Raw genomic sequence first — 18,323 nt, forward strand, 5'->3', positions numbered from 1 at the left:
CGGAGGGCGCGCTCAGACGGAGGGGGGATTCGGGGCGGAGCCTCCGGGCGGGCGGCCGCGGCGCGGGAGCGGTCCCGCCTCGCCGGGCAGCCGCCCGGCCTCCGCCAGCGCCCTGCGCAGCAGGAACTCGATCTGGGCGTTGGCCGAGCGCAGCTCGTCCCCGGCCCACCGGGCGAGCGCCTCGTACACCGACGGGTCCAGCCGCAGCAGCACCTGCTTGCGCTGCTGCGGCCGACGCTGGGGGGAGGGTCCCCCGGAGGAGTCCGTCACTGGTAGAGGGTCCCGGTGTTCAGGACCGGCTGCGGTGCCCGGTCCCCGCACAGCACCACCATCAGGTTCGACACCATCGCGGCCTTGCGCTCCTCGTCCAGCTCCACGATGCCTTGTTCGGCGATCCGGGCGAGGGCCGCCTCGACCATGCCGACCGCGCCGTCCACGATCTGCCGCCGCGCCGCGACGACCGCTCCGGCCTGCTGGCGCTGGAGCATCGCGGAGGCGATCTCGGGAGCGTAGGCGAGGTGGGTGAAGCGCGACTCGATGATCTGCACGCCGGCCGCCTGCACGCGCGCGTGCAGTTCGACGGCGAGCTTCTCGGTGATCTCCTCGGCGTTGCCGCGCAGCGAGAGCCCGCCCTCGTCGTGGGCGTCGTACGGGTACTCGATGGCGATGTGCCGCACGGCCGCCTCGGTCTGGGTGGCCACGAACTCGAGGTAGTTGTCCACCTCGAACGTCGCCTGCGCCGTGTCCTGGACCTTCCAGACCACCACGGCGGCGAGCTCGATCGGGTTGCCGTAGGCGTCGTTGACCTTCAGGACGGCGGTCTCGTGGTTGCGCACCCGCGTCGAGATCTTGCTGCGCGAGGTGAAGGGGTTCACCCAGCGCAGGCCGTCCTCGCGGATCGTGCCCCGGTACCGGCCGAAGAGCTGCACCACGCGCGCCTCGCCCGGCGCCACCATGTTCAGGCCGCACATGGCGAGGAACGCGGAGAGGCCGATCACGATGCCGGCGACGATCAGCGCGGCCCGGGCGCCGTCACCGGTCACCGTCGCGCCGCCCGCGATCAGGGCGGCCGCGGCCGCCAGTCCGGCGAGTCCGAGCAGCAGCGAGAGGCCGCCGCCGATGCTGTGCGCGGCGAACTCCCGCACCTGTGGGGCGGGCATCTCGGGAACGTCGGCGTCGGCCGACAGCTCGTGTGCGGACATGAAGGGTCCCCCGTTTCTGGACTTCCGTAAGCTTAGACCTAGCTAAGTGATATCAGATTACCCCACCGCGGCAACCATGACCCCTATTCGCACGTCGGTTCTGTTGAGCGGGGTGCTGATTGTCACGTCCGTAAAAGACCGGATCGGCATCCCTTTGTCATAGAGAGCGGTGTTAGCTTTCTGAGCTGACCTGCCCCCGGGCACTGGTGTGACAGCCGAGAACGAAGCGGAGCGAGCAGACTCATGGGACGAGCGGACGAGAGACGAGCGCGGCAACGGAACGGCCGCCGCGCTGCGCCCAGGGACCGCTCGTCGCAGGCGGCGGTCGAGGAGGGGCCGACGGTCGTCGGTCAGGGCCGCGCGGCGGCCCGCCGGGGCGCCAAGGGCGGCAAGGGTGCGAAGGGCGCCGCCAAGGGCGCGAAGAAGAGCTTCCTGCGCCGGATGTTCACCTGGAAGAAGATCCTCGGCACGTTCCTCGGCCTGTGCCTGCTCGGCATAGGCGCCTTCATCGCGCTGTACATGGTGATCGAGATACCGGCCGGGAACGCCGACGCCAAGCTCGAGAGCAACGTCTACAAGTACAGCGACGGCTCGGTCATGACCCGCGACGGCGACGTCAACCGGGAGATCGTGGACCTCGCGCACGTCCCCAAGGACGTCCAGCGGACCTTCGTCGCCGCCGAGAACAAGAGCTTCTACAAGGACTCCGGCGTCGACCTCAGGGGCACCGCGCGCGGCGTGCTCAACACGCTCTCCGGCAAGGGCGCGCAGGGTGGTTCGACGATCACCCAGCAGTACGTGAAGAACTACTACCTGACCCAGGACCAGACCGTCTCGCGCAAGCTGAAGGAACTGGTCATCTCGCTGAAGCTGGACCGCGAGAAGTCCAAGGACTACATCCTCGCCGGATACATCAACACCAGCTACTACGGCCGCAACGCCTACGGCATCCAGGCCGCCGCGCAGGCGTACTACCGCGTCGACGCCGACAAGCTCACCGTCCCGCAGGGCGCGTACCTCGCCGCGCTGCTCCAGGCGCCCAGCCAGTACGACTGGGCGGCGGCCACCGACACCGGCAAGAAGCTGGTCCAGCAGCGCTGGAACTACGTCCTGGACAACATGGTCGAGGAGAACTGGCTGAACAAGACCGAGCGCGACGCCATGGTGTTCCCCAAGCCCATGGAACCCAGGCCGGCGCCCGGTCTGGGCGGCCAGAAGGGCTACCTGGTGAAGGCGGCCAACGCCGCCCTGGAGAAGCAGCTGGTCTCCCAGGGCGTCGCCGACAACGCCAAGCAGGCCGAGGACATGGTCGGCCGCGGCGGCTGGACCATCACCCTCAACATCGACAGGAAGAAGCAGGCGGCGCTGGAGAAGTCGGTCAAGGACCAGCTCACCGGCAAGCTGGACAAGAAGAAGCGCACGGTCGACGGCAACGTCCAGGCCGGTGCCGCCTCGGTCGACCCCAAGACGGGCGCGGTCGTCGCGATGTACGGCGGTGTGGACTACTACAAGCACTACTACAACAACGCCACGCGCACCGACTACCAGCCCGCCTCCACCTTCAAGCCGGTCATCCTCGCGGCGGCCCTGGACCAGGGCGCCACGACGCAGGACGGCAAGCCGATCACGGCCGACACGATCTACGACGGCACCAGCAAGCGGCCCGTCAAGGGCAGCGACATCGGCTTCGCCCCGGAGAACGAGGACGACCAGAACTACGGCAACATCACCGTGCAGACGGCGATGAACAAGTCGGTCAACTCCGCCTTCGCGCAGCTCGGCGTCGACGTGGGCATGGCCAAGGTGCTCAAGGTCGCCGACGACCTGGGCATGGACACCAAGGACCTGAGGGCGGTGCCCGCGCAGACCCTGGGCACCATGGGCGCGAGCCCGCTCCAGATGGCCGGCGTCTACGCGACCCTCGACAACCATGGCAAGAAGGTCACCCCGGCCCTGGTGAAGTCCGTCGAGCACATCTCCCGCAAGGTCACCCTGCCGGACCCGATCGGCAAGCAGGTCATCAGCCGCGAGGCCGCCGACACGGTCACCTCGGTGCTCACCGGCGTGGTCGACGACGGTACGGCCAGGACGTCCGTGCGGGACAACCCCCTGCGCGACGGCCAGAAGGTCGCGGGCAAGACGGGTACGTCCGACAACAACAAGTCGGCCTGGTTCACCGGCTACACACCGAGTCTGGTCACCTCCGTCGGCCTGTTCGGCGAGAACGCCAAGAACGGCTCCCAGGTGACCCTGACGGGCGCGACCGGACTGATCCCGGGCGTCGGCCGGATCAACGGTGGCGGCTACCCGGCGCAGATCTGGGCGGCGTACACCTTCGGGGTGCAGTCCGAGGTCACCAAGTTCGACCTGGAGACCGACCAGGGCGCGGCGGTCCGGCCGACCTCGACGCCCACCCCCTCGAAGACGGTGTCGCAGACCCCGACCGAGTCGCCGACGACCGAGGAACCCACCGAGACCCCGACGACGCAGACGCCGACGCAGACGCCCACGCAGACCCCGACGACGCAGACGCCGACGCAGACGCCCACGCAGACCCCGACGCAGACGCCGACGGACGACACCGGCGATCCGTTCGGTCTCAACGGCCAGTGACCGCGGGAGAGGGGCGCCCGGGATCCACCGGGCGCCCCTCTCCTGGTGCGGCGGCCGTCAGCCGCCGTTGACGTTGTCGGCGATCCGGTCGCCGACCGCCTTGTCGATGTTCCGCCAGTACTGCACGGCGCGCTCCAGCACCGGCCGGGACACGCCGCCCTTCAGGTGACCGCTGACGTTCGACACCAGCCGGTCCCGGGCCGCGTCGTCCAGCACCTGGCGGACCATCGTGCCCGCCTGGCCCCAGTCGTCGTCCTCCCGGTGCAGCTTGTACGCCTCGCGCACCAGCTCGCCCGCGGTCTGCCAGCTCGCCGGGTCGCCGAAGCGCCCGTAGTCGGCCGCGGGACCGCCGTAGGAGTTCGGCGCGTACGGCCGGGCCGCCTTCGACGGCTCGTACCGCATGGGCCCGTCCTTGGCGTACGAGTTCACCGGCGCGTGCGGCCGGTTCGGCGGCAGCTGGGCGTAGTTCGGGCCGATCCGGTACCGGTGGGTGTCCGGGTACGAGAACAGCCGGCCCAGCAGCATCTTGTCCGGCGACGGCCCGATGCCGGGCACCAGGTTCGACGGCTCGAAGGCGGACTGCTCGATGTGGATGAAGTAGTCCTCGGGGTTGCGGTCGAGGACCATCCGGCCGACGTCGATCAGCGGGTAGTCGCCGTGCGGCCACACCTTGGTCAGGTCGAAGGGGTTGAAGCGGTAGTCCGCCGCGTCCTCGAACGGCATGATCTGGACTTTCAGGCTCCAGCTCGGCGCGTTCCCCGAGTCGATCGCCTCGAACAGGTCCCGGCGGTGCTTGTCCGCGTCCGAACCGGCCAGCTCGTCGGCCTCCTCCTGGGTGAGGAAGTCGATGCCCTGGTCGGTCTTGAAGTGGTACTTCACCCAGAACCGCTCACCGGCACCGTTGATCCACATGTAGGTGTGGGAGCTGTAGCCGTTCATGTTGCGGTACGTCTTCGGGATGCCCCGGTCGCCCATCAGCCAGGTCACCTGGTGAGCCGACTCCGGCGAGAGGGTCCAGAAGTCCCACTGCATGTCGTTGTTGCGCAGCCCGGTCACCGGGTGGCGCTTCTGCGAGCGGATGAAGTCCTGGAACTTGATCGTGTCCCGGACGAAGAAGATCGGGGTGTTGTTCCCCACCATGTCGTAGTTGCCGTGCTCGGTGTAGAACTTGAGCGCGAAACCGCGGGGGTCGCGCCAGGTGTCGGGGGAGCCCTGCTCACCCGCGACGGTCGAGAACCGGGCCAGCATCTCGGTCCGCTTGCCGGGCTGGAAGAGATCGGCCTTGGTGAACTGGCTGACATCGTTGGTGACTTCGAAGAACCCGTACGCGCCACTGCCCTTGGCGTGCACCACCCGCTCGGGGACCCGCTCCCGGTTGAACTGGGCCATCTTCTCGATGAGGTAGTGGTCCTGGAGCAGGATCGGGCCATCGGGGCCGACGGTGAGCGAGTGTTCGTCGCTCTCCACCGGGATCCCGACGTTGTTCGTGGTGTACGGAGCCTTCTGGGATTCCTGGGTCACGAGCGTCCTCCCGTCGAAAGAGGGTGGTCAGGTCGCTTCGCTCACCCCAGCAGTCAACGCCGCCGACGAGGTGTCGGCAACTTCTGGACCCGGTCCAGTCTCGGTACGGTTCCGGACGGCTGCCGGAGGGGCGCCCCGCTTGGGGTACCCCTCAGCCGCGGTTCAATTCGAACCAGACCACCTTTCCCGTGCTCAGCCTGGTCGCTCCCCACCGTCTGGCCAGTTTGTTCACCAGATACAGCCCGCGTCCGCCCTCGTCGGTGGCCCGCGCCTGCCGCAGCCGCGGCAGCTGCGGCACATCGTCGCCGACCTCGCAGCGCAGTACGTCGGTGCGCAGCAGACGGAGCGTGACGGGTCGCGACGCGTAGCGCACGGCGTTGGTCACGACCTCGCTGACGAGCAGCTCCACGGAGTCGCTCATGTCCTCCATGCCCCAGCGCGAGAGCGCGCGCCGGGCCAGCCGACGGGCCCGGCCGGGGGCCGCGTCCTCCGGCTCCAGGAACCAGTACGCCACGTCGCTCGGCGCGATCCCGTCGAAGCGGGCGGCGAGCAGCGCGATGTCGTCGTCCCGGTCGCCCGGGCCGAGCATGTCGAGCACCTCGTCGCACAGCGCTTCCAGGGGCGGCGGATGGTCGGGTCCGGTGAGCTGCGCGGTCGCGGCGAGCTTCTCGCGCAGCTGCTCTATGCCGGTCCACACGTCCCGCAGCCGCGACTCCACCAGCCCGTCGGTGTACAGCAGCAGGGTCGCGCCGGCCGGCGCGTCCAGCTCCACCGCCTCGAAATCGACCCCGCCCACCCCGATGGGCGCGCCCGCGGGCACCCGCAGCACCTCGGCCCGGCCGCCCAGGTGCAGCAGCACCGGCGGCGGATGCCCGGCGTTGGCGATGGTGATCCGGTGCGAGACCGGGTCGTAGACGGCGTAGAGACAGGTCGCCATGCGGTCCGTGCCCAGCCGCTGGGCCTGCTCGTCGAGGTGGTGCAGCACCTCCTGCGGCGGCAGGTCCAGCCCCGCCAGGGTCTGCGCGGTCGTCCGCAGCTGGCCCATGATGGCCGCCGACGTCATGGAGTGCCCCATCACGTCACCGACGACCAGGGCGACCCGGCTCCCGGGCAGCGGAATCGCGTCGTACCAGTCGCCGCCGACCCGCGCGGTCTCCGCGGCGGGCAGATACCGGGACGCAAGCCGCACACCCGTGGGCCGCGGCAGCGTCTCCGGCAGCATGGTGCGCTGGAGCTCGTCCGCGATGTACGCCTCCCGCCCGTACAGCACCGCCTTGTCGATGCCGAGCGCGCTGTGCGTGGCCAGCTGGGCGGCGACCAGCAGGTCGTCCGCCTCGAAGGCGATGCGCTCGGGACGGCGCAGGAAGACCGCGGCGCCGATCACCCGGCGCCGCCCGCGCAGCGGGGCCAGGATCGCCCGCTGCCCGCTCGGCACGACCAGCTCGCCGCCGTCGCCCAGCAGCTCCGGGAGGGCGGCACGGGCCGCCGGGGCGTCGGCGAACACCGGACGCACCCCGCGCAGCACCTCGGCGAGCGCGCCGCCGGGCCGGACCTCGCACAGCTCGGCGGTGACGGCCGACAGCTCGGTGAGCTCCGCGGGCTGCTCCGGCTGCGGCGCCGGCGCGAACCCGTTCTCGGTGTCCCGCTCCTCCGGGATCCGGTCGGTGCGGCGCAGCCGCAGCACGACGGGCCCGGTGGGCCGCTCGTCGCCGACAGGCAGCGGATCGCGCAGATAGACGAGGATCGCGTCGCTGAAGGTCGGCACGGTGGCCCGGCACAGCCCCATCACGATCTCGTCCAGGTCGATACCCCGGGCGATCCGCCGGGTCGCGGCCCCGACGAAGCGCAGCCGGTCCCCGTCCCGCCGCATCGGAGTGGGCCGCCCGGGCACCACCCCCTGCCCCGTACGCCGCTCCTGGCGGCCCCCGGCGCCCCGCTCGGCGGCACCCGGCCCGGCGCCGCCCGGCTGGGCCGGGATGGCCTCGGGCACGGGACGCGGGCGGTGGGTGCCGGTCTCGGTGACGGCGGGCTGCGAGTGCTCGGGATCGCCGCCGGCCGGATCCTTCCCCTTGCCGCTCTGACCGCTCTGTCCGGCCTGTCCGGCCTTGCCGAACGGAGCCGAGGCACCCGAGGCCGTCGTCCCGGGCGTCTCGCCGGTACGGGCCTGCGCGGCCTGGGCGGGCTGAGGCGGTAAAGGGGTGGCGCCGGGCGGGCGGGCCGGCGCCGGGGTACGCAGGAGCGCCCCGCGGGGGTCCGTGGGGTCGACGCCCGGCTGCGGGCGTTCGTAGGAGGTGGGGTGCTCCGTCACGCGTGTCGAATCCGTCCGTCCGGGGCTGCGCGCCGCGCGCGCAGTTCGTCCCGCCGAAAAGCCGATACCCGGAATACCTGTCCCAGGAACGGAATTCCCGCGTGACCAGCCGTTGTTCCTGTGCCGCGGGCGGTCCGGGCCGACCCCGTACCGGCGTGGCCGGAGGTTGTGCCCATACCGCCGGGGCCCTGGGCGATGCCCGGACCGGTGTCGCGCTCGTACCCCTCGCTCACGTCCTGCCGCCCCTCGGTGACGTTCGGTCAGACCTGGTGCCTGCTCCGGGAGTTGCCGCTGTGCGCCCTTGCGGAGGACGATCCTACGTTTCTTGCCCGGGGGCGCATCAAGGGTCTCATGAGGACACGTGCGCGGGCGTACGGTCCCAGTCCTCCGGCAGCAACGGTACGGCCCAGGACGGATCCGGGCGCCAGTGCTGCCAGCCTTGGGAGTACGGCGCACCCCAGGCCCGGATCGCCTCCACCGCGTCCCGCCCCGCCGCCCGCACCCGCTCGGCGACCTCGGCGTCCATCAGCCCGTCCCGCTGAGCCTGCGCGAACTCGTCCTCGTCGCGCCAGTGCCAACTGCGGTCCGGGTGAACGGAGATGTCCAGAAAGTGATCCTCGGAGTCGACCCCGCCCGCCCAACGGGCCAGCGGGACCTCCAGGTTCACGTACCAGTTCTTGAACTGCCAGCCCGGGTCCCAGAACAGCCACACCGACCAGGGCTCGCCGGGCCGGGCCAGCTTCAGCACCCCCGTGCCGAACCAGCGGTCGCGCTGGACGGTGCGCGGTTTGGTGTAGCGCGAGCCGAGCGGCTCGACGTGCACGGGCGTGCCGTCGGCGAGCACCGGCTTCACGCACTCGGTACCGGGCGCCAGCCACACGGCGAGCACCTCCTCGTCGTCCCGCGCGACGGTGACGGGCCGCGCGATGTGGAAGCGCTCGCCGGCGTTCTCCCGGTAGCGCCACAGGATCTGACTCCCGGGCGCCCAGAAGGCCGTCGAACCACCGTTCCCCACGCGTCTCACCGCTTCACCGTCTGCCATGCAGAGATATTAGGTGTCATGGCCATATGACGCTGCCGTGGACGGCACGGTTCACGCTCGGGGCGCAAAGCGTTCGCGATGGGTTACGGACGCGTCATACGCAGGACATCCAGCGCCTCGTCGAGCTGCTGGACCGTCAGGTCACCACGCTCCACGTACCCGCTCTCCAGGACGACCTGCCGGATCGTCTTGCGGTCGGCCAGCGCCTTCTTGGCGACCTTGGCGGCCTCCTCGTAGCCGATGTATTTGTTCAGCGGAGTGACGACGGACGGTGACGACTCGGCGTACTCGCGGGCCCGCTCCCGGTGGGCGACGATCCCGTCGACGGTCCGGTCGGCGAGCAGCCGCGACACGTTGGCGAGCAGCCGGACGGACTCCAGGACGTTCTTCGCGATCACCGGCAGCATCACGTTGAGCTCGAAGTTGCCCGCGGCTCCGGCGGTCGCGATCGTCGCGTCGTTCCCGACGACCTGCGCCGCGACCATCAGCACGGCCTCCGGGATCACGGGGTTGACCTTGCCGGGCATGATCGAGGAGCCCGGCTGGAGGTCGGGCAGGGAGATCTCGGAGAGTCCGGTCCGCGGCCCGGAGGCCATCCACCGCAGATCGTTCGAGATCTTGGTCAGCGAGACCGCGATGGTCCTGAGCTGGCCACTGGTCTCGACGATCCCGTCCCGCGCCCCCTGCGCCTCGAAGTGGTCGCGCGCCTCGGTGAGCGGCAGCCCGGTCGCGCGGGCCACCTCCTCGATGACCGCGGCGGAGAACCCGGGCGGGGTGTTGATCCCGGTGCCGACGGCGGTGCCGCCCAGCGGCAGCTCGGCGAGCCGCGGCAAGGAGGCCCGAAGCCGCTCCACCCCGTACCGCACCTGGGCGGCGTACCCGCCGAACTCCTGGCCCAGTGTCACGGGCGTGGCGTCCATCAGATGCGTCCGCCCCGACTTCACGACGTCGTCGAACTCCTCGGCCTTGCGGCCGAGGGCGGCGGCCAGGCGCTCCAGGGCCGGGATCAGGTCGTGGGTGACGGCACCGGTGGCGGCGATGTGGATCGACGAGGGGAAGACGTCGTTGGACGACTGCGAGGCGTTGACGTGGTCGTTCGGGTGCACGTCCCGCCCGAGCCGCTCCGTCGCCAGGGTCGCGATGACCTCGTTGGTGTTCATGTTCGACGAGGTCCCCGACCCGGTCTGGAACACGTCGACGGGAAAGTGCTCGTCCCACTTCCCCGCGGCGACCTCGGCGGCCGCCTCCTGGACGGCCTCGGCGATGTCCTTGTCCAGCACCCCGAGCCGAGCGTTGACCTTGGCCGCGGCCCCCTTGATGCGGGCGAGGGCCTCGATGTGGGCCCGTTCGATGCGCTGTCCGGAGACCGGGAAGTTCTCCACGGCACGCTGCGTCTGGGCCCGCCACTTGGCGTCCGCCGGTACGCGGACCTCGCCCATGGAGTCGTGCTCGATGCGGTAGTCGCTCATGCCTGGTACAGCGATCGGGGCGGCGCGGTTGTTCCGGCCGGGGGCCGAACGGGTTGCGGGGCGCTGCGGTGGTGCCGGCCCATGGCCGGAAGGGGCGCGGGGTGCTGCGGCTGTTCCGGTCCGGGGCTGAAGGGTGCGCGGCGTGCTGCCGTGGTGCCGGCCCGGGATCGAACGCGGCGCGGGCGTCGCGGCGGGGCACGGGGCGCGTGATCCATGCCTCTGTGATCCACGTCTCGAGGAAGCCCGTGCAGCAGATGACGGCGGGTTCACGTCGTGGAAGGGTGACAGGAAGGGAGGAGCGGGTGGGAACGGACTTCCAGGAATTCGTGACGGCTCGGTCCGCCGCGCTGTTCCCGGGCGCGCTCGTGCTCACGGGCGGCCGTGAGGCGGCCGAGGACCTGGTCCAGGAGACCCTCCCCGGCGACTGACCCGTTGCCGAGGCGGACGCCCGCCCCCGCGTCAATCAGGGGCGGGCGTCCGTCACAGGATCAGACCAGACCGGGGCCGCGCACCGGAATCGTCGTGAACGTCGGCGCCGGCGCCGGATCCTGGAAGAAGTCGTTGCCCTTGTCGTCCACGACGACGAACGCCGGGAAGTCCTCGACCTCGATCTTCCAGACCGCCTCCATGCCGAGCTCCTCGTACTCGACGACCTCGACCTTCTTGATGCAGTCCTGGGCGAGCCGGGCGGCGGGCCCGCCGATCGAGCCGAGGTAGAAGCCGCCGTGCGCCTCGCACGCGTTGGTGACCTGCGCGGACCGGTTGCCCTTGGCCAGCATCACCTTGGAGCCGCCCGCGGCCTGGAACTGCTCGACGTAGGAGTCCATGCGGCCGGCGGTCGTCGGACCGAACGAACCCGACGCGTAGCCCTCGGGGGTCTTCGCCGGACCGGCGTAGTACACCGGGTGGTCCTTGAGGTACTGCGGCATCTCCTCGCCCGCGTCGAGCCGCTCCTTGATCTTGGCGTGCGCGATGTCACGCGCGACGACCAGCGGCCCGGAGAGCGAGAGGCGCGTCTTCACCGGGTACTTCGAAAGCTCGGCGAGGATGTCGTCCATCGGCTGGTTCAGGTCGATCTCGACGACGTCCCCGTCGGACTCCAGGTGCTCGTCCGTCGTCTCGGGCAGGAACCGCGCCGGGTCCGTCTCCAGCTGCTCCAGGAAGACGCCCTCGGCGGTGATCTTCGCGACCGCCTGCCGGTCGGCGGAGCAGGACACGGCGATCGCGACCGGGCAGGACGCCCCGTGCCGCGGCAGCCGCACCACCCGCACGTCGTGGCAGAAGTACTTGCCGCCGAACTGGGCGCCGATCCCGATCCGCTGCGTCAGCTCGAAGACCTTCTCCTCCAGCTCCTTGTCCCGGAAGCCGTGCCCGAGCTCGGAGCCCTCGGCCGGGATCTCGTCCAGGTAGTGAGCGGAGGCGTACTTCGCGGTCTTCAGGGCGTACTCGGCGCTCGTGCCGCCGACCACGATCGCCAGGTGGTACGGCGGGCAGGCGGCCGTACCGAGCGAACGGATCTTCTCCTCCAGGAACTTCATCATGGAGCCCTCGTTGAGGACCGCCTTCGTCTCCTGGTAGAGGAACGACTTGTTGGCCGAGCCGCCGCCCTTCGCCATGAACAGGAACTTGTACGCGCCGCCGTCGGTGGCGTACAGCTCGATCTGCGCCGGCAGGTTGGACCCGGTGTTCTTCTCGTCCCACATGGTGAGCGGAGCCATCTGCGAGTAACGCAGGTTCAGGTTCTGGTAGGCGTCGTAGATGCCGCGCGAGAGGGCCGACTCGTCGCCGCCCTCGGTGAGGACGTTCTGCCCGCGTTTGCCCATGACGATCGCCGTGCCCGTGTCCTGGCACATCGGCAGCACGCCCGCCGCCGCGATGTTGGCGTTCTTCAGCAGGTCCAGGGCGACGAACTTGTCGTTGCTGGACGCCTCGGGGTCGTCGATGATGCGGCGCAGCTGGGCCAGGTGGGCCGGGCGCAGGTAGTGCTGGATGTCGTGGACGGCCTCCTCGGCGAGCTTGCGCAGCGCCTCCGGCTCCACCTTGAGGAACGTCCGCCCGTCGGCCTCGAAGGTGGACACACCTTCGGAGGTCACCAGCCGGTACGGGGTGGTGTCCTCTCCCATCGGGAGCAGATCGGTGTACGCGAACTCAGGCATCTCGCCCATTCCTCACTCGACAGACAGCGGCCGGCCTCCATTGGCAAGCGTTCACCAGCGTAGAACCTGCCGTGGGCGCCGAGGTTGTGAGGTAAGGCTCAGTTCGGGGGTGTCGCGATCTATCGTGTTTCGCTACGCTGACTCCGTGGACCTTCAGAAGCAGACCGCGCCGCGCGCCGCCGAACCCCGGGTCGCCGAACTGCGCGCCTCGGACGCCGACCGTGACCGCATCGCCGACATCCTGCGGGACGCCCTCGCCGAGGGCCGCCTGACCGCCGAGGAGCACGCCGAGCGCGTCGAGGGCGTGCTCGCCGCCAAGACGGTCGGCGAACTGGAGGTCTTCATACGGGACCTGCCGGCCGCCCACCACCGGGCCGCCCCGGCCTACGCCGCCGCCCCCAGCCGCCCGACCGCGGGTGCGATACCGGCCGACCCCGACGAGAACGTGGTCGCGGTCTTCAGCAGCGCCGTCCGCAAGGGCCGTTGGCGCGCCGGACGCCGTATCCACGCCTACGCGATCTTCGGCAGCGTCGAGATCGACCTCAGCGAGGCGCTCTTCGAGTACCAGCAGGTCGTCATCAAGGCGCTCTCGGTCTTCGGCAACGTCGAGGTCCGCGTCCCGGAGAACGTCTCGCTGCGCGGCACCGGCGGCGGCGTGCTGGGGAACTTCGAGGTGGACACGCTGGACGCGGCCGACCCGGACGCCCCCGTCGTCTATCTCGACGGCTGGGCCGTGCTGGGCAACATCGAGGGCAGGCCCAGGCGCGGCCGGCTCGTCGGGGACATCCTCGACCGTGTCCAGCGCAAGCTCGACAAGGGTTTGCGCAGGCACCTGGACCGTTGACGGTTGTGAACGCGGACGGCTCGCGGCACGGCTGCCGGGGCGCGGCGGGGTCGACGAGGGCGCACACGACCCCCCGAAACTCTGCGGTTCGGAACTCAGTGCATAGGCGCGCGCACAGCGGGTAGGCCTTGCTGCATCGTCTCTCGCTCGCGAAGCCGTCGTCAGGAGTAGACCGTGCTGCAACCGCCGCATTCGTCCCTGCAGGTAGCTGCCGTACCGGCCCAGCGGGTGCCGGTGCGGGACAGGGACCAAGACGCACCCTGGCACACCGAGGCGGTGTGCCGGCGCGACGAGGCCGGCCTGTTCTTCGCACCGTCCAAGGAACCCACCGCCGCCCGGCTCTCCCGCGAGGAGGCGGCCAAGCGCGTCTGCGCGCGCTGCCCGGTGATGGTCGAGTGTCGTGAGCACGCGCTGCTCCAGCCCGAGCCGTACGGCGTCTGGGGCGGGCTCACCGCCGCCGAGCGCCGCGTGGTGCTGGCCCGGCGCCGCCGCCGCGAGCTCGAACTGCAGAAAGCCCGCACGGCGAACCGCATAGCCGCGGCCGGCTAGCGCCTGCCCCGGGACAGCTCCCGGGGCCACGCCGACCCGTACGTGAAGGGGGCGCTCCCTCCGCACCGGGAGCGCCCCCTTCACGTACGACAGCGGCCGTCGGTGTACGACGTCGGAGTACGACGTCGGTGTACGACCGCTCGGCGGTGGTCGGCCGACCGCCTACTTGGCCCGGTCGAAGTCGACCGCGCTGTACGCGCGCAGCTTGCTCAGCCGGTGCTCGGAGTCGATCCGGCGGACCGTGCCGGACTTCGAGCGCATGACGATCGAGTCGGTGGTGGCGGTCTCGGAGCGGTAGCGCACGCCGCGCAGCAGCTCGCCGTCGGTGATGCCGGTGGCGACGAAGAAGACGTTCTCGCCGGAGACCAGGTCGGCCGTGGTCAGGACCCGGTCGAGGTCGTGCCCGGCGTCGATCGCCCGCTGCCGCTCCGTGTCGTCCTTCGGCCACAGCTTGCCCTGGATGGTGCCGCCGAGGCACTTCACCGCGCAGGCGGAGATGATGCCCTCGGGGGTGCCGCCGACGCCCAGGAGCAGGTCGATGCCTGTGCCCTCGCGCAGCGCCAGGATCGAGCCGGCCACATCGCCGTCGGAGATCAGCTTGATGCGCGCGCCGGTCTCGCGGATCTCCTTGATGAGGCCGTCGTGCCGCGGCCGGTCCAGGACGACGACGGTGACGTCCTCGGGCGAGGACCGCTTGGCCTTGGCTACCCGGCGGATGTTCACCGACACGGGCGCGTCGATGTCGACGAAGTCGGCGGCCTCGGGGCCCGTGACCAGCTTGTCCATGTAGAAGACGGCGGACGGGTCGAACATCGAACCGCGGTCGGCGGCGGCGAGGACCGCGATCGCGTTCGTCATGCCCTTGGCGGTGAGCGTGGTGCCGTCGATCGGGTCGACGGCGATGTCGCACTCGGGGCCGGTGCCGTCGCCGACGCGCTCCCCGTTGAACAGCATCGGCGCCTCGTCCTTCTCGCCCTCACCGATGACGACGACGCCGTTCATCGACACGGTGGAGACGAGGGTGCGCATGGCGCGGACCGCGGCGCCGTCGGCGCCGTTCTTGTCGCCGCGTCCGACCCAGCGGCCCGCGGCCATCGCCGCGGCCTCGGTCACCCGGACGAGCTCCAGGGCGAGGTTGCGGTCGGGGGCCTCGGAGGGAACTTCGAGTTCGGACGGCAGCTGATGATTCTCGGTCATCGGAGCGCACCTTTCTGATACGACGACGGCCGGACGAGGGTGTTGGTCCCGACTCTATCGCCAGGTGAACAAAATGAGCAGGGGCCCCCACGGATGAGCGCTCCGGGTACCTGCGACGATAGGGGGCGTGGCAGGTACGAACGGCAAGCAGAAGACGGTCCGGGACATGATCCTTTCCCTGGGCCTGATCATGATCGCGGCGGGCGTCATCTACGTCTTCGTCCCGCACGACGACAAGGCTCCCGACATCAAGCGGGTCGACTACCGCGTCGAGCTGCTCACGGCGCGCCGCGCGGCCTCGTACCCGGTGGCGGCGCCCGAGGGCCTGCCCGGGGGCTGGAAGGCGACCTCCGTGCGCTTCCAGGGTGACAAGTTCGATGCCTGGCACCTCGGCTTCCAGGACCCCGACGGTGAGTACGTGGCGATCGAGCAGTCGACTCAGAAGCGCGCCGCGTTCGTCGACGAGGCGAGCCAGGGCGCGAAGGAGACGAAGGCCACCGAGGAGATCGGCGGCCGGACGTGGACCCGCTGCACCGGTGGCCGTTACGACGCCCTCGTGCTCCGGGACGCCGACGGCTCCACGACGGTCGTGGCGGGCACGGCGTCGTTCGACCGGCTGGCGAAGATGGCCGAAGCGCTGAAGATGGCGTGAGCGCCGGGCCCGGCCCGCGCGGACGCGAGGTACCGGGCCGCGGCCCGCGCTGGCACCGGCTCTGGGGAACTCGACCCGAGGCCGCGGCCCGCGCCGACGCATGACAGAGGCCCCCGGCGGTGTGCCGGGGGCCTCTGTCGTGTCCGTGGGCCGGATCAGACGGTGGTGACGACCTCGTCGTAGGCCAGACGCGGGGAGCGCGGGAACCAGGCGTCGGGGCCCGGCTTGCCGATGTTGACGACCATCAGCGGGGTGTGGTCGTCGTCGAGGAACTCCTTGCGGACGCCCTCGAAGTCCAGACCGGTCATCGGGCCGGCGGCCAGACCGGCGGCGCGGATGCCGATGATGAAGTAGGCGGCCTGGAGGGCGGCGTTGAGCCCGGCGTTGGACTCACGCACCGAGCGCTCGGCGAAGAAGGCGTCCTTGGCCTGGGGGAAGTGCGGGAAGAGCTCCGGCAGTTCCTCGTGGAACTCGTTGTCGGCCGAGAGGATCGCGACCAGCGGGGCGGCGGCGGTCTTCTTCTGGTTGCCCTCGGCCAGGTGCTGCACGAGGCGCTCGCGGGCCTCGGGGGAGCGGACCAGGGTGATGCGCAGCGGCGACTGGTTCATGGAGGTCGGGCCGAACTTGACCAGGTCGTAGATCGCCTGGACCTGCTCGTCGGTCACCGGCTCGTCGGTGAAGGTGTTCGCGGTGCGGGCCTCGCGGAACAGCAGGTCCTGGGCGGCGGGGTCGAGAACGAGAGACATCTAGAACCTTCTCGGGATGTGCGTTCGGCCCTGCGGTGCAGGACCGGCTGTCGGAATCGACCATACGGGCCTGAAGTTCAACATTCAACAAAATCCGGAGTGTGGTGATCCGCTTCACAGGCGTCCATCTCCGCGTTCTCCCGGACAGCCGCCTGTTCGGCCCGTCCGCCGCGCCGCCTGTCTCCGCCCGTCCGCTCCGCCGCCTACTCGGCCTACTCGGCCTACTCCCCTTCCTCCCCTTCCGCCCGCTCGGCCCCCTCGGCCAGCGCCGCGTCCAGCCGTGCCCGCGCGCCCTCCAGCCACCGCCGGCACACCTTGGCCAGCTCCTCGCCCCGCTCCCAGAGCGCGAGGGACTCCTCCAGCGTCGTGCCGCCCGCCTCCAGCCGTCGTACGACGTCGATCAGCTCGTCGCGAGCCTGCTCGTACCCGAGCGCCTCATCCACCTTGCCGGTCATTCACTCACTCCTGGACATCGACTCGTACGTTGAACTCGCCCTCGGCGACCCGCGCCCGCAGCGCCTCGTCCGCCGCCACCTCGCCCGGGCCGCGGACGACATGCCCGTCGGCCTTCTGCAGGACGGCGTAGCCCCGCTGCAGCGTCGCCGCCGGGGAGAGGGCCACCACGCGCGCGTGGGTGTGCGTCAGCTCGGACTCGGCCCGGTCGAGGAGATGGCCGAGGGTCCGCCGGCCCCGGTCGAGCAGGGACGTCACCTGCTCGGCCCGCTCGTCGATCATCCGGTGCGGATTCTCTATCGAGGGCCGGGAGAGCGCCTGGGCGAGCCCGCGCTCCTCCCGCGCCACGAACGCCTGCACGCACCGGCGTGCCCGGTCGCGCAGCATCCGCACCCGCTCGTACTCCTCGCCGACGTCCGGTACGACCTTCTTCGCCGCGTCCGTCGGGGTCGAGGCCCGCAGGTCGGCCACGTAGTCGAGGAGCGGGGTGTCGGGCTCGTGCCCGATCGCCGACACCACCGGCGTACGACAGGCGGCGACCGTGCGCACGAGCTGCTCGTCGGAGAACGGCAGCAGGTCCTCCACGCTGCCGCCGCCGCGCGCGATGATGATCACGTCCACGGCGTCGGTCGCGTCGAGCTCCTTCACGGCCTGCACGACCTGCGCGACGGCGTGCACACCCTGCACGGGCACGTTGCGCACCTCGAAGCGGACGGCGGGCCAGCGGTGCCGGGCGTTCTCCAGCACGTCCCGCTCCGCGGCGGAGGCGCGGCCGCAGACCAGCCCGATGAGCTGCGGCAGGAACGGCAGCGCCTTCTTGCGCTCGGGCGCGAACAGCCCCTCCGCGGTGAGGGACTTCTTCAGCTGCTCCAGCCGGGCCAGCAGCTCGCCGACGCCCACGGGCCTGATCTCGGCGGCCCGCAGCGACAGCTGCCCCCGCGGCGCGTACCACTCCGGCTTCGCGAGGACGACGACCCGGGCGCCCTCGCCGACGACGTCGGCGACCGCGTCGAACACCTGTCGGTAACAGGTCACGCTGACGGAGATGTCGTGCGAGGGGTCGCGCAGCGTCAGGAAGACGACGCCCGCCCCCGGCCGTCGCGACAACTGGGTGATCTGCCCCTCCACCCACACCGCGCCGAGCCGGTCGATCCAGCCCCCGATGAGCCGCGAGATCTCGCCGACGGGCAGCGGGGCGTCCGCGGACGTGTTCACAGCCATGCGCCGAGCGTATCGGCCGCCACCGACATCCCGGCCCGTCCCGCGACCCCTCACCCGGCGAGACCCGCACCCCGCTCCCGACCCCGCTCCGGCTCCCACTGTGCGACCAGCACCACCGGCCCGACGCGAGCAGGACCACGACCTGTTCGCGGTCCGGGGGAAGGGCGGGGCGGTGAGCTGGCGGCGGCAGGTGCCGGTGCCGGTGGTGGTGCCGGGGGTGGGGTGGCCGGCACGGCACGGACCGCCGCCCCGGAGTCGGACATCAGTGCCTCCGTGCTTCCGCCCCGCCCGGCCCTACCCAGCTCACCGCCGAGCTCACCGGCGGAACCGGGGGGACGCGATCTTCGACC

General features: G+C 70.9%; 16 protein-coding genes. 5 read left to right on the top strand and 11 right to left on the bottom strand.

Annotated elements, in window-relative coordinates; genetic code table 11:
- Positions 1 to 12: 12 nt before the first annotated feature.
- Positions 13 to 270, bottom strand: coding sequence for a hypothetical protein (locus ACFV0T_RS12260; RefSeq protein ID WP_385777297.1), 258 nt, complete (start codon positions 268 to 270; stop codon positions 13 to 15).
- On the bottom strand, positions 267 to 1,202 hold the full coding sequence (locus ACFV0T_RS12265) for an SPFH domain-containing protein (RefSeq protein ID WP_385777299.1): 936 nt from the start codon (positions 1,200 to 1,202) through the stop codon (positions 267 to 269). The genes ACFV0T_RS12260 and ACFV0T_RS12265 overlap by 4 nt, the downstream gene beginning before the upstream one ends.
- Before the next feature lie 243 nt (positions 1,203 to 1,445).
- Between ACFV0T_RS12265 and ACFV0T_RS12270 the strand changes: the two genes are divergently transcribed.
- Complete coding sequence (locus tag ACFV0T_RS12270; protein ID WP_385777300.1) at positions 1,446 to 3,815, top strand: transglycosylase domain-containing protein; 2,370 nt, start codon at positions 1,446 to 1,448, stop codon at positions 3,813 to 3,815.
- 57 nt (positions 3,816 to 3,872) lie between these two features.
- Here ACFV0T_RS12270 and ACFV0T_RS12275 read toward each other — a convergent pair whose 3' ends face one another.
- The 4 genes from ACFV0T_RS12275 to ACFV0T_RS12290 all read right to left on the bottom strand — a co-directional run bounded on the left by ACFV0T_RS12275 (position 3,873) and on the right by ACFV0T_RS12290 (position 10,155).
- Entirely contained in the window at positions 3,873 to 5,336 is a 1,464-nt protein-coding gene (locus tag ACFV0T_RS12275) for a catalase (RefSeq protein WP_385777302.1), read from the bottom strand.
- 151 nt (positions 5,337 to 5,487) lie between these two features.
- Positions 5,488 to 7,644 (bottom strand): SpoIIE family protein phosphatase, encoded by a 2,157-nt coding sequence (locus ACFV0T_RS12280; RefSeq protein WP_385777304.1) that lies wholly within the window; start codon positions 7,642 to 7,644, stop codon positions 5,488 to 5,490.
- Positions 7,645 to 7,993: 349 nt separating this feature from the next.
- Positions 7,994 to 8,686, bottom strand: coding sequence for a DUF402 domain-containing protein (locus ACFV0T_RS12285; protein ID WP_385777306.1), 693 nt, complete (start codon positions 8,684 to 8,686; stop codon positions 7,994 to 7,996).
- Between the two features lie 83 nt (positions 8,687 to 8,769).
- Entirely contained in the window at positions 8,770 to 10,155 is a 1,386-nt protein-coding gene (locus ACFV0T_RS12290; RefSeq protein WP_385777308.1) for a class II fumarate hydratase, read from the bottom strand.
- Positions 10,156 to 10,457: 302 nt separating this feature from the next.
- Here ACFV0T_RS12290 and ACFV0T_RS12295 point away from each other — a divergent pair, with 302 nt between their 5' ends.
- Entirely contained in the window at positions 10,458 to 10,583 is a 126-nt protein-coding gene (locus tag ACFV0T_RS12295; protein ID WP_385777310.1) for a hypothetical protein, read from the top strand.
- A 60-nt stretch (positions 10,584 to 10,643) separates the two neighbouring features.
- Here ACFV0T_RS12295 and ACFV0T_RS12300 read toward each other — a convergent pair whose 3' ends face one another.
- Positions 10,644 to 12,311: a fumarate hydratase gene (locus tag ACFV0T_RS12300; protein WP_385777312.1), complete on the bottom strand. Its 1,668-nt coding sequence runs from the start codon at positions 12,309 to 12,311 to the stop codon at positions 10,644 to 10,646.
- A 145-nt stretch (positions 12,312 to 12,456) separates the two neighbouring features.
- On the opposite strand from ACFV0T_RS12300, the gene ACFV0T_RS12305 reads away from it, so the two are divergent.
- Entirely contained in the window at positions 12,457 to 13,155 is a 699-nt protein-coding gene (locus ACFV0T_RS12305) for a DUF1707 domain-containing protein (protein WP_385777314.1), read from the top strand.
- Positions 13,156 to 13,329: 174 nt separating this feature from the next.
- Positions 13,330 to 13,704, top strand: coding sequence for a WhiB family transcriptional regulator (locus ACFV0T_RS12310; protein WP_385777317.1), 375 nt, complete (start codon positions 13,330 to 13,332; stop codon positions 13,702 to 13,704).
- A gap of 162 nt (positions 13,705 to 13,866) precedes the next feature.
- Here the strand turns inward: ACFV0T_RS12310 and glpX are convergent, their stop codons facing one another.
- Entirely contained in the window at positions 13,867 to 14,901 is a 1,035-nt protein-coding gene (gene glpX, locus ACFV0T_RS12315; protein ID WP_385777319.1) for a class II fructose-bisphosphatase, read from the bottom strand.
- Between the two features lie 127 nt (positions 14,902 to 15,028).
- Here glpX and ACFV0T_RS12320 point away from each other — a divergent pair, with 127 nt between their 5' ends.
- The gene (locus tag ACFV0T_RS12320) at positions 15,029 to 15,553 is read left to right on the top strand and encodes a DUF4245 domain-containing protein (RefSeq protein ID WP_385777321.1); all 525 of its coding nucleotides are present in this window, start codon (positions 15,029 to 15,031) and stop codon (positions 15,551 to 15,553) included.
- A gap of 155 nt (positions 15,554 to 15,708) precedes the next feature.
- On the opposite strand, the gene ACFV0T_RS12325 is transcribed toward ACFV0T_RS12320, so the two are convergent.
- From ACFV0T_RS12325 to xseA, 3 genes are all read right to left on the bottom strand, one after another.
- Positions 15,709 to 16,299 carry a malonic semialdehyde reductase gene (locus tag ACFV0T_RS12325; RefSeq protein ID WP_385777323.1) on the bottom strand — a complete coding sequence of 197 codons (591 nt, stop codon included), beginning with the start codon at positions 16,297 to 16,299 and terminating at the stop codon, positions 15,709 to 15,711.
- Positions 16,300 to 16,520: 221 nt separating this feature from the next.
- On the bottom strand, positions 16,521 to 16,754 hold the full coding sequence (locus ACFV0T_RS12330; protein WP_385777325.1) for an exodeoxyribonuclease VII small subunit: 234 nt from the start codon (positions 16,752 to 16,754) through the stop codon (positions 16,521 to 16,523).
- Positions 16,755 to 16,758: 4 nt separating this feature from the next.
- Entirely contained in the window at positions 16,759 to 17,973 is a 1,215-nt protein-coding gene (gene xseA, locus ACFV0T_RS12335) for an exodeoxyribonuclease VII large subunit (protein ID WP_385777327.1), read from the bottom strand.
- Positions 17,974 to 18,323 lie beyond the last annotated feature (350 nt).

The sequence above is a fragment of the Streptomyces sp. NPDC059582 genome (assembly GCF_042735715.1).
In the GTDB taxonomy this organism is placed as follows: Bacteria; Actinomycetota; Actinomycetes; order Streptomycetales; family Streptomycetaceae; genus Streptomyces.